Here is a 9,807-nt window from a genome sequence, read left to right as displayed (position 1 = left end):
CTTTCGCTCACTGTTGCGAGGTGGCGTATATTACGCTTTCCTCTTTCAGAGTCAACCCTCATTTTCAGGTTTTTCTCTTCAACCGAACCGGCTAGTTAGTGTGAAGTGATTCACGTTTGCCGTCTCAGTGGGTGCGCATTATAGGGAACTTTGTTTTTCACACAACCCCTTTTCTCACTTTTTTTTCTAAGTGTCGTTTTTTCACGCTTTTTGCGTCGTAAGTGTGCAATTTGCTTAATTTTTGAGATGAGAAACAACCAAATTGGGCCGATAATGGGAAGAAATCTCACCATGACACCGTTTTAAAGAGGTAAACATGTCTGCCGTTTTACGCCGCTATAAAGATTTATTCCCCGTCATCGGCGATCGCGTGATGATCGACAACTCCAGCGTGATCGTTGGCGACGTTCGTCTGGCCGATGATGTCAGCATCTGGCCACTGGTGGCTGCACGCGGTGACGTTAACTACATTCAGATTGGCGCCCGCAGCAATATCCAGGATGGCAGCGTCCTTCACGTCACACACAAATCGACGAAAAACCCAGAAGGCAATCCGCTGATCGTCGGTGAGGATGTGACGGTCGGGCATAAGGTCATGCTGCACGGCTGCACCATAGGCAATCGCGTACTGGTCGGAATGGGTTCTATATTACTGGACGGTGTGGTCGTAGAAGATGATGTAATGATTGGTGCCGGGAGCCTGGTTCCACAGCATAAGCGTCTGGAAAGTGGTTATCTTTATCTTGGCAGTCCGGTGAAACAGATTCGTACGTTGAAAGAGGCCGAACTGGAAGGGTTACGCTATTCGGCCAATAACTATGTGAAGTGGAAAAACGACTATCTGAATCAGGACAACCAAACCCAACCCTGATTATCCTCCTGCTGCTCACGAATTAGATCGCTGGCTTCCTCTTCCAGATCCCAGCGATTTTCGCAAAACAGCGAGAGCCACTGCTGGGGCGTCTCGCCACCAAACCGGCGCGCCATGACCTCAGCCCTGAGCGCGCACGTTAACTGCATACCATTCACCAGCGCTGGGAAACATACCGCCTCCACGTCCTCACGCCACTCTTCACGTTCGGGGAACTGGATCGCCTGGTTCATACACCCAGCTCACGTTTTAGCGATGCAATCACCGGTTCGACATCTGGCAGAATCCCGTGCCACAGTAATACCGCATGAGCAGCCTGGCCCACCAGCATACCAAGCCCATCAGCATAGCGTTTGGCGCCGTGCTCGGCACACCATGCGAGAAATGCGGTATCACCTTTCTGATAGAACATGTCATAGCAGCAAACATGATGGTTAATCAGCGACTCAGGGATCGGCGGCGTTTCTCCGGCAATACCGCTGGAGGTTGCATTAATGATGAGATCGAATTCATGTCCGGAAAGCTCGGACATTGGGATGGCGTTGACGCTTCCAGTATGGCGGAACAATTCCGCTAATGTCTGGGCACGAGCATGCGTACGGTTGGTCAGCGTCACGTTACAATCCAGAGAGAGTAAAGGCAGCAGCACACCACGAGCTGCGCCGCCCGCGCCAATCAGCAACACACGATAGCCAGGTTTAATCAGCCCCAGGCGTTCCAGATCGCTCAGCAAGCCAATACCATCGGTGTTATCACCGAGAATTCGCCCATCATCAAGACGTTTAAGCGTGTTGACCGCCCCTGCCAGCGCAGCGCGTTCCGTCAGTTCATCTGCCCGGGCAAATGCCTCTTCTTTAAAGGGCACCGTGACATTGGCCCCTTTTCCGCCCTGCTGGAAGAAGGCGTTAAGCGTATCGACGAAACCATCCAGCGGCGCCAGCATACGCCCATAGGGGTGGGCGATACTCAACTGTTCGGCAAACTGCTGATGAATGAACGGCGATTTGCTGTGCGCAATCGGGTTACCAAAAACAACGTAGCTTTCCACGGTTTACCCCTGGCGAAAACGTTCGCCCGTCAGGGCATCAAGAATTTCAGATGGATTCAGTCGCCCCCCAGTCGGCGCATCAACCACCGGGAAATCATCACCAAACTGCGCAAGCACTTCGGCGGTTGTCCGACACGGCGGCAGACCGGTCAGGTTTGCGCTGGTAGAAACCAACGGTTTACCGTAGGCCTCACAGAGTGCAATCACTACTGGGTGATCCGTAACACGAACGGCCAACGAACTAAAACGACCGGTTAACCAGCCTGGCGTGGTTGATTTCGCTGGGAAGACGAAAGTCACCGGGCCCGGCCAACGTGCAAACACGGTGGCGCGTTGCGCTTCGGTCAGCATGCTGTCGTCAATATAAGGTTTAAGCTGTTCGAAGCTTGCGGCAATCAGGATTAATCCTTTCTCTACCGGGCGCTGTTTCAGCGCCAGCAGGTTCATGACGGCTTCTTCACTGTCGGGATCGCAACCAACGCCAAATACGGCTTCGGTTGGATAAGCGATGACTTCTTTATTGTTCAGAGCGACAACCGCACGCTGTACGGCCTCTGATGGCAGGTTTTTATTCACTGATTTGTTTCGCCGGTACCGGCTTTCCACATTGTTTGCTGGCACAAAAGCGTTTTACGCCCTGCGCCGTTTTCTTTTCGATAAGCAGCGGGTAATGGCACTCGGGGCACTCCCCCGCTACCGGAGTGAAGTTAATGACGAACTGGCATTCCGGATAGCGATCGCAGGAATGGAAGTTTTTACCAAAGCGAGAACGGCGCTGCACCAGGTGCCCTTGCTGACACGCGGGACAGACGATTGCCGTTTCATCTGGTTTATCAATAACCTCAGTGTGTTCACATTCAGGATACTGGCTGCATCCAATGAACATGCCAAAGCGCCCCTGGCGCAACACCAGTACGGCACCACACTCTGGACACGACTGCCCCTCCAGAATTTTAACGATATGTCCGTCCGCCTGGCTTTTCAGGGGACGAACGTAATCGCATTCCGGATAATGGGAACAGCCCAGAAACGGCCCGTGTTTACCGGACCGTATAACCAGTTCAGCCCCGCACTGCGGGCAGGGCTCGTTTTTAGACACTGAAAACAGTGCAGATTTGGCCATAACAACTCTTGATGCCACAAAATGAATTAATGCAGCATACCTTCATTCGTCTCGAAGAGTAATTCTTCCATTTGTTGATAAGCGTTTTCGCAGCCAGGAAGGTTGAACAGAACCATTAAAATGACCCACTTCAGCTCTTCCAGCTCAAACTCTGCGGTATCCAACGCCATAACGCGTTCAATCACCATTTCCCGCGTTTCGAGGTTCAGCACCTGAATCTGCTCAAGGAATAACAGGAACCCCCGGCAGCTGGCATCCAGTCGTTGACTCTCTTCCTCGGTAAAAATACGCACGGAGAGAGGGTCGGACGCAAGTTGCATCGGTTCTACGAGGCCTTCCTGATAGTCGGCGAGCTTTTCCAGCCATATAAGCGCGTTGAAGATATCTTCACGTTCGAACCCTGCATCGGTAAGATCCCGAGTCAGTTTGTCCTGATCCACGCGCATGTCTGTTTCTGTATGGATGTAGGTCTCAAACAAATACATTAGTACGTCGAACATGGCCTGCCCTCCTTAATCGGACATAGCCGCCGGGTACAGCTGCGATCCACCCTGCTAACTCCAGTTCAAGTAGCTGAGCCACGGTCACTGGCACAGGTTGGCCGGCACGTTCAGCGACGACGTCAACAGGTGTTACCTCATCTCCTACGTTAGCCAGGAGCTCAGGAAATGGCAATGCTACACATTCCTTATCTGCACAATTATTTGTCATTTCGGGCGGTTCGGACAAATGTCTGTTTAATCCAGGAAAAAGCGCCAGAATATCCTCAGGTTCCGTCACCATCATCGCTCCCTGCTGGATAAGCCAGTGCGGCCCTTCCATACCTGGATTTCCGAGAGGGCCAGGAATCGCAAACACCTCTCGCCCTTGCTCGAGCGCGCACCTCGCTGTCACTAACGAGCCGCTACGTAGCGCGGCTTCCACCACCAGGACGCCACGACTCAGACCGCTGATAATGCGGTTACGCCGGGGGAAGTGATACGGTACAGGCTCGGCACTTAGCGGAAACTCGGAAACCAGCGTACCGCCATGTTCAACAATCTGCTCAGCTAGCGCTCGGTGTCGATGGGGATAAATATGATCCAGGCCGCTGCCCAGAATGGCGATGGTGTTTCCCTCCACCTGCAAGGCACTACGATGCGCCACACCATCAATACCCAATGCCAGACCGCTGGTGATAGTCACTCCCTTCCGCGCCAACGCCTCACAAAAGCATCGTCCCCACCGCTCGCCGTAGTGTGAATGATGTCGGCTACCGACGACCGCAAGCTGTGGAGAACGTAATAATGTGAGGTTGCCGCGCACGCACAGCACGGCGGGATAATCGCGGATAGCACGAAGCGGCTCAGGGTAGTCAGGAGAGTCGGCAAGTAAGAGGTGGTTGCCCGGCATGTTCAGCCAGCGCTGATTAGCCTCTATCTCGGCCTGCGTTAGCGCGAAAAATCGTTCGGCCTGCTTAACGCTAAAGCCTAACGCAAAGAGCGTCTGGCGAGTGATATTGCTTTCCCGGCGAAGCGTGCAAAGCGCATGCAGCATCTCATCGCCATACAAATCATTTACCTTCACCAGCCGGAAAGCTATATCTTCTGGCGACATCCTTTCCCCCTTGCCACATGCGGCATCAGCAATCCTTGCGATTGGTCACTGATGCTGTCAATTAGAGGGGGTTTTGTCTAGAATAGAGCTAATAATCTTTCCTACTCCTGAACAGAACTCTGGATATTTATGGCAGTTTTGCAAGTATTACATATCCCGGACGAGCGTCTTCGCAAAGTCGCCGCCCCGGTAAAAGAAGTGAATGAAGAAATTCAGCGAATTGTCGACGATATGTTCGAGACAATGTACGCCGAGGAAGGTATTGGTCTAGCGGCAACGCAGGTCGATATTCATCAACGCATTATCGTTATCGATGTGTCAGAGGATCGCGCCGAGCAGCTGGTGCTGATCAACCCTGAGTTGTTGGAAAAAGACGGTGACACTGGCATTGAAGAAGGTTGCCTGTCCATTCCTGAGCAGCGCGCGCTGGTTCCTCGCGCTGAACGCGTGAAAATCCGCGCTCTCGATCGTAACGGTAACCCGTTCGAGCTTGAAGCCGATGGTCTGCTGGCTATCTGTATTCAGCATGAGATGGACCACTTAGTCGGTAAACTGTTTATCGATTATCTTTCTCCGTTAAAACAGCAACGTATTCGTCAGAAAGTTGAGAAACTGGATCGCCTGAACGCGCGTGCCTAAGGATAAGGATTAACGTGTCAGATTCACTACGTATTATTTTTGCGGGTACCCCTGACTTTGCAGCGCGTCATCTTGACGCGCTGTTGTCGTCTGAGCACCAGGTCGTTGGCGTATTTACCCAACCAGACCGCCCTGCCGGTCGCGGTAAGAAACTGATGCCAAGCCCGGTCAAAGTGCTGGCGGAAGAGAAAAGTATTCCGGTCTTCCAGCCTGTCTCACTGCGCCCTGAAGAAAACCAGAAGCTGGTCGCTGACCTGCAGGCTGACGTGATGGTCGTGGTCGCTTATGGGCTTATCCTGCCGAAAGCCGTGCTGGCTATGCCACGCCTCGGCTGCATCAACGTTCACGGTTCCTTACTGCCGCGCTGGCGCGGTGCCGCGCCAATTCAGCGTTCGCTGTGGGCGGGTGATAGCGAAACCGGCGTCACCATCATGCAGATGGACGTAGGTCTGGATACGGGCGATATGCTACATAAGCTCTCCTGCCCAATTACCGCTGAAGATACCAGCGCTAGCCTCTACGACAAACTGGCCGAACTGGGCCCACAGGGACTGCTGCATACGCTGCATCTGCTGGCGACCGGCACTGCTAAGCCTGAAGTCCAGGATGAAGCATTGGTCAGCTACGCTGAAAAGCTCAGCAAAGAAGAAGCGCTGGTTGACTGGACGCTCAGCGCAGCACAGCTTGAGCGCTGCATCCGCGCCTTCAACCCATGGCCGATGAGCTACATCGTCATTGATGAGCAGCCGGTAAAAATCTGGCAGGCAACGGTGATTGATAAACCTGCCGGTGCCGAACCAGGGACCATCCTTGAAGCGACTCGCCAGGGGATTCAGGTCGCAACCGGTGACGGCATCCTCAACCTTATTTCGCTGCAGCCAGCGGGTAAGAAGGCGATGAGCGCACAGGATCTGCTGAATTCACGTCGGGAGTGGTTCATTCCCGGTAACCGTCTGCTTTGACGGTTCATACCTTTTAAAGCCCGGAGTCTCCGGGCATTTTTATTTTTGCGGTTATGAAAAAACATCTTAATTTACGCAGTATGGCGGCGCAGGCCGTGGAACAGGTCGTTGAAAAAGGCCAGTCGTTAAGCAATGTGCTGCCTGCATTGCAGCAAAAAGTGGCCGATAAAGATAAAGCACTATTGCAAGAGCTGTGCTTCGGCGTGCTGCGCACTCTCTCTCAGTTGGAATGGATGATCCAACAGCTGATGGAGCGCCCGATGACGGGCAAACAGCGCACCGTTCACTATCTCATTATGGTTGGCTTTTATCAGCTGCTGCATACCCGTATTCCCCCGCACGCTGCACTGGCCGAAACCGTTGAAGGTGCCGTGGTCATCAAGCGTCCGCAGCTCAAAGGGCTCATCAACGGCGTATTACGCCAGTTTCAACGTCGTCAGGAAGAGCTGCTGTCTGAATTCTCCCAAAGCGAACTGCGTTTTCTGCACCCGTCATGGCTGGTGAAACGCATCAAGAATGCCTATCCGCAGCAGTGGGAAGCCATTCTTGAGGCCAATAACCAACGTCCGCCAATGTGGCTACGCGTCAACCGTAATCACCATACCCGCGATGCCTGGTTAGATTTACTGACGGAAGCCGGCATGATCGGTTTCCCGCACCCGGATTATCCAGATGCCGTGCGTCTGGAAACACCGGCGTCGGTATTAGCGTTGCCAGGCTTCGAGCAGGGTTGGGTTACCGTACAGGATGCATCCGCTCAGGGTTGCATGCGTTATCTGCAGCCGGAAAACGGTGAGCAGATCCTCGATCTGTGCTGCGCGCCAGGGGGGAAAACCACGCATATTCTGGAAGTCGCACCGCAGGCTGACGTGCTGGCTGTTGATGTTGATGGAAAACGTCTGTCACGTGTTTACGACAATCTTAAGCGTCTTGGCATGAAGGCGACCGTTAAGCAAGGTGATGGCCGTTATCCAGAGCAGTGGTGCGGCGAGCAGTTGTTCGACCGCATCCTGCTGGATGCACCATGCTCCGCCACCGGGGTTATTCGTCGCCACCCGGACATCAAGTGGCTGCGCCGCGACCGCGATATCCCAGAACTGGCTCAGCTACAGGCTGAAATTCTGAACGCTACCTGGGCTCACCTGAAGCCGGGCGGTACGTTAGTTTATGCAACCTGTTCTATCCTGCCAGAAGAGAACCAGCAGCAGATTGCCGCGTTCCTGGCCCGTACACCGGATGCCGTGCTCAGCGAAACGGGAACGCCTGAAAAGCCGGGCCAACAGAATTTACCGGGTGCAGAAGAAGGCGATGGTTTCTTCTACGCTAAGCTAATCAAGAAGTGATGAGATAACGGGTCGCAACTGATGAAAATTATCATTCTGGGTGCCGGGCAGGTTGGCGGCACGCTGGCGGAAAACCTGGTCGGGGAAAATAACGACATCACAATTGTCGATACTAACGGCGAGCGTCTGCGCAGCCTGCAGGACAAATTCGACCTGCGCGTTGTCCAGGGTCACGCTTCTCATCCCCGGGTACTGCGCGAAGCGGGTGCCGATGATGCCGACATGCTCGTCGCGGTGACCAGTTCAGATGAAACCAACATGGTTGCCTGCCAGGTGGCCTACTCGCTGTTCAACACGCCAAATCGTATCGCCCGTATCCGTTCCCCGGACTACGTACGCGATGCGGAGAAACTGTTCCACAGCGATGCCGTACCTATCGATCACCTGATTGCACCAGAACAGCTGGTTATCGATAACATCTACCGCCTGATTGAGTACCCAGGCGCGCTGCAGGTGGTGAACTTTGCCGAAGGTAAAGTGAGTCTTGCAGTCGTTAAAGCCTACTACGGCGGGCCTCTGGTGGGTAATGCGCTCTCGACTATGCGGGAACATATGCCGCATATCGATACCCGCGTAGCTGCTATTTTCCGTCACGACCGACCTATTCGTCCGCAGGGCTCAACTATCGTTGAGGCTGGGGATGAAGTCTTCTTTATTGCCGCATCGCAGCATATTCGAGCGGTAATGAGCGAGCTTCAGCGTCTGGAGAAACCGTACAAGCGCATTATGCTGGTCGGCGGCGGGAACATCGGTGCAGGCCTGGCGCGTCAGCTGGAAAAAGACTACAGCGTGAAGTTGATTGAACGTAATCAACAGCGTGCGGCAGAGCTTGCTGAAAAGCTGCAGAATACGATCGTTTTCTTTGGCGATGCATCGGATCAAGAACTGCTGGCGGAAGAGCATATCGATCAGGTTGATCTCTTTATCGCCGTCACCAACGATGATGAAGCCAATATCATGTCAGCGATGCTGGCCAAGCGAATGGGCGCCAAGAAAGTGATGGTGCTGATTCAACGCAAAGCCTATGTTGATCTGGTGCAGGGGAGCGTTATCGATATCGCGATCTCCCCGCAGCAGGCAACGATCTCCGCGCTGCTGAGCCACGTGCGTAAAGCGGATATTGTGGGCGTCTCGTCTCTGCGCCGCGGCGTTGCCGAAGCCATCGAGGCCGTCGCGCACGGTGATGAAAGTACTTCACGCGTTGTGGGCCGCGTCATCGATGAAATTAAACTGCCGCCGGGTACTATTATTGGTGCGGTGGTACGCGGAAATGACGTGATGATTGCTAATGACAATTTACGTATTGAGCAAGGCGACCACGTGATTATGTTCCTGACCGATAAAAAATATATTTCGGACGTGGAACGCCTGTTCCAGCCAAGTCCCTTCTTCCTTTAATTTCCCAAAGGCGCTCAATAGAGCGCCTTTTTTATTAACCCGCTATTATTTAAGGGTTAATTAATACTGCCATATTTATTATCACCAATGGAAAATAGATAAACATTTGTTAAACTTATAAACGTCAGCTAGCACAAGGGAGAATAAAATGAGCATTATTAAAGAGTTTCGCGAATTCGCGATGCGAGGAAATGTTGTCGATTTGGCAGTGGGTGTCATTATTGGTGCAGCGTTTGGCAAGATTGTATCGTCATTAGTTGCGGACATCATCATGCCGCCGCTGGGGCTACTCATTGGTGGGATTGATTTCAAACAGTTCGCGGTAACGCTGCGCGACGCACAAGGTGATGTACCGGCAGTCGTCATGCACTACGGTGTGTTCATCCAGAACATCTTCGATTTTGTGATTGTTGCCTTCGCCATCTTTATGGCGATAAAACTGATCAACAAGCTTAACCGTAAGAAAGAGGAGCCAGCTGCTGCTCCTGCACCAACCAAAGAAGAAGTGCTGCTGTCTGAAATTCGTGACCTGCTGAAAGAACAGAACAACCGTTCTTAATCAGGCCGCAGAAAGCAGAAAGCCAGTGGTAAAAAAGCGCATCGCTTGTTTGCCACTGGCCTCCCGCCCGTACCCCTTACCGTGTTTTTCTTTCCGCAGATAGCTGCCTTTCCCTTTCTTATTTTTCTCTACGCGCTGACGAAACAACGGGTCATGTAATAGGGCTTCGATGGCATTATCTTTAATCTGCCCCTTCGTATGCTGATAGCGGCTCATAACATCTCCTGATTGTGTGTTTATTACGCGGCGAGTGTAGATCTAATTATGC

Annotated in this window: 13 protein-coding genes; 6 read left to right on the top strand and 7 right to left on the bottom strand. The window is 52.9% G+C overall.

Features of this window, described 5'->3' with window-relative positions; all coding sequences use genetic code 11:
* Positions 1-316 precede the first annotated feature (316 nt).
* Positions 317-871: a gamma carbonic anhydrase family protein gene (locus tag V6940_RS09145; RefSeq protein ID WP_333495616.1), complete on the top strand. Its 555-nt coding sequence runs from the start codon at positions 317-319 to the stop codon at positions 869-871.
* Here V6940_RS09145 and V6940_RS09140 read toward each other — a convergent pair.
* From V6940_RS09140 to dprA, 6 genes are read right to left on the bottom strand one after another with little or no spacing between them, the layout of a single operon-like run.
* The gene (locus tag V6940_RS09140) at positions 847-1,104 is read right to left on the bottom strand and encodes a DUF1488 domain-containing protein (protein ID WP_333495615.1); all 258 of its coding nucleotides are present in this window, start codon (positions 1,102-1,104) and stop codon (positions 847-849) included. The two genes, V6940_RS09145 and V6940_RS09140, sit on opposite strands and share 25 nt — an antisense overlap.
* Entirely contained in the window at positions 1,101-1,919 is an 819-nt protein-coding gene (aroE, locus tag V6940_RS09135; protein ID WP_333495614.1) for a shikimate dehydrogenase, read from the bottom strand. The genes V6940_RS09140 and aroE overlap by 4 nt, the downstream gene beginning before the upstream one ends.
* Before the next feature lie 3 nt (positions 1,920-1,922).
* Entirely contained in the window at positions 1,923-2,495 is a 573-nt protein-coding gene (gene tsaC / locus V6940_RS09130; protein WP_333495613.1) for an L-threonylcarbamoyladenylate synthase type 1 TsaC, read from the bottom strand.
* Positions 2,488-3,042 carry a DNA topoisomerase family protein gene (locus tag V6940_RS09125; protein ID WP_185668942.1) on the bottom strand — a complete coding sequence of 185 codons (555 nt, stop codon included), beginning with the start codon at positions 3,040-3,042 and terminating at the stop codon, positions 2,488-2,490. Before V6940_RS09125 ends, tsaC begins: the two co-directional genes overlap by 8 nt.
* 26 nt (positions 3,043-3,068) lie before the next feature.
* A complete protein-coding gene (gene smg / locus V6940_RS09120) occupies positions 3,069-3,542 on the bottom strand; it encodes a DUF494 family protein Smg (protein WP_123650834.1) in 474 nt (157 codons plus the stop codon).
* On the bottom strand, positions 3,514-4,638 hold the full coding sequence (dprA, locus tag V6940_RS09115; protein ID WP_333495612.1) for a DNA-protecting protein DprA: 1,125 nt from the start codon (positions 4,636-4,638) through the stop codon (positions 3,514-3,516). The genes smg and dprA overlap by 29 nt, the downstream gene beginning before the upstream one ends.
* 129 nt (positions 4,639-4,767) lie before the next feature.
* Here dprA and def point away from each other — a divergent pair, with 129 nt between their 5' ends.
* The 5 genes from def (at position 4,768) to mscL (ending at position 9,539) form a co-directional block, all read left to right on the top strand.
* Positions 4,768-5,277, top strand: coding sequence for a peptide deformylase (gene def / locus V6940_RS09110; protein WP_333495611.1), 510 nt, complete (start codon positions 4,768-4,770; stop codon positions 5,275-5,277).
* Between the two features lie 14 nt (positions 5,278-5,291).
* Entirely contained in the window at positions 5,292-6,239 is a 948-nt protein-coding gene (fmt, locus tag V6940_RS09105) for a methionyl-tRNA formyltransferase (protein ID WP_333495610.1), read from the top strand.
* 53 nt (positions 6,240-6,292) lie between these two features.
* Positions 6,293-7,582 (top strand): 16S rRNA (cytosine(967)-C(5))-methyltransferase RsmB, encoded by a 1,290-nt coding sequence (gene rsmB / locus V6940_RS09100; RefSeq protein ID WP_333495609.1) that lies wholly within the window; start codon positions 6,293-6,295, stop codon positions 7,580-7,582.
* 21 nt (positions 7,583-7,603) lie between these two features.
* Complete coding sequence (gene trkA / locus V6940_RS09095; protein ID WP_035895001.1) at positions 7,604-8,980, top strand: Trk system potassium transporter TrkA; 1,377 nt, start codon at positions 7,604-7,606, stop codon at positions 8,978-8,980.
* 148 nt (positions 8,981-9,128) lie between these two features.
* Positions 9,129-9,539, top strand: coding sequence for a large-conductance mechanosensitive channel protein MscL (gene mscL, locus V6940_RS09090; RefSeq protein WP_185668947.1), 411 nt, complete (start codon positions 9,129-9,131; stop codon positions 9,537-9,539).
* Here the strand turns inward: mscL and V6940_RS09085 are convergent, their stop codons facing one another.
* Positions 9,540-9,755 (bottom strand): alternative ribosome-rescue factor A, encoded by a 216-nt coding sequence (locus tag V6940_RS09085; protein WP_185668948.1) that lies wholly within the window; start codon positions 9,753-9,755, stop codon positions 9,540-9,542. It lies immediately after the preceding gene.
* Positions 9,756-9,807: the final 52 nt, after the last annotated feature.

The organism is Kluyvera sp. CHPC 1.251 (assembly GCF_036759945.1).
Lineage (GTDB): Bacteria > Pseudomonadota > Gammaproteobacteria > Enterobacterales > Enterobacteriaceae > Kluyvera > Kluyvera sichuanensis.
Note: the sequence above shows the minus strand (reverse complement) of the source record. Positions and strands in the feature narration are given on the sequence as shown.

Coding starts and splice junctions, on each gene's coding strand:
- V6940_RS09145 (WP_333495616.1), top strand. CDS start 317: ATGTCTGCCGTTTTACGCCGCTATAAAGATTTATTCCCCGTCATCGGC.
- V6940_RS09140 (WP_333495615.1), bottom strand. CDS start 1,104: ATGAACCAGGCGATCCAGTTCCCCGAACGTGAAGAGTGGCGTGAGGAC.
- V6940_RS09125 (WP_185668942.1), bottom strand. CDS start 3,042: ATGGCCAAATCTGCACTGTTTTCAGTGTCTAAAAACGAGCCCTGCCCG.
- smg (WP_123650834.1), bottom strand. CDS start 3,542: ATGTTCGACGTACTAATGTATTTGTTTGAGACCTACATCCATACAGAA.
- dprA (WP_333495612.1), bottom strand. CDS start 4,638: ATGTCGCCAGAAGATATAGCTTTCCGGCTGGTGAAGGTAAATGATTTG.
- def (WP_333495611.1), top strand. CDS start 4,768: ATGGCAGTTTTGCAAGTATTACATATCCCGGACGAGCGTCTTCGCAAA.
- rsmB (WP_333495609.1), top strand. CDS start 6,293: ATGAAAAAACATCTTAATTTACGCAGTATGGCGGCGCAGGCCGTGGAA.
- trkA (WP_035895001.1), top strand. CDS start 7,604: ATGAAAATTATCATTCTGGGTGCCGGGCAGGTTGGCGGCACGCTGGCG.
- mscL (WP_185668947.1), top strand. CDS start 9,129: ATGAGCATTATTAAAGAGTTTCGCGAATTCGCGATGCGAGGAAATGTT.
- V6940_RS09085 (WP_185668948.1), bottom strand. CDS start 9,755: ATGAGCCGCTATCAGCATACGAAGGGGCAGATTAAAGATAATGCCATC.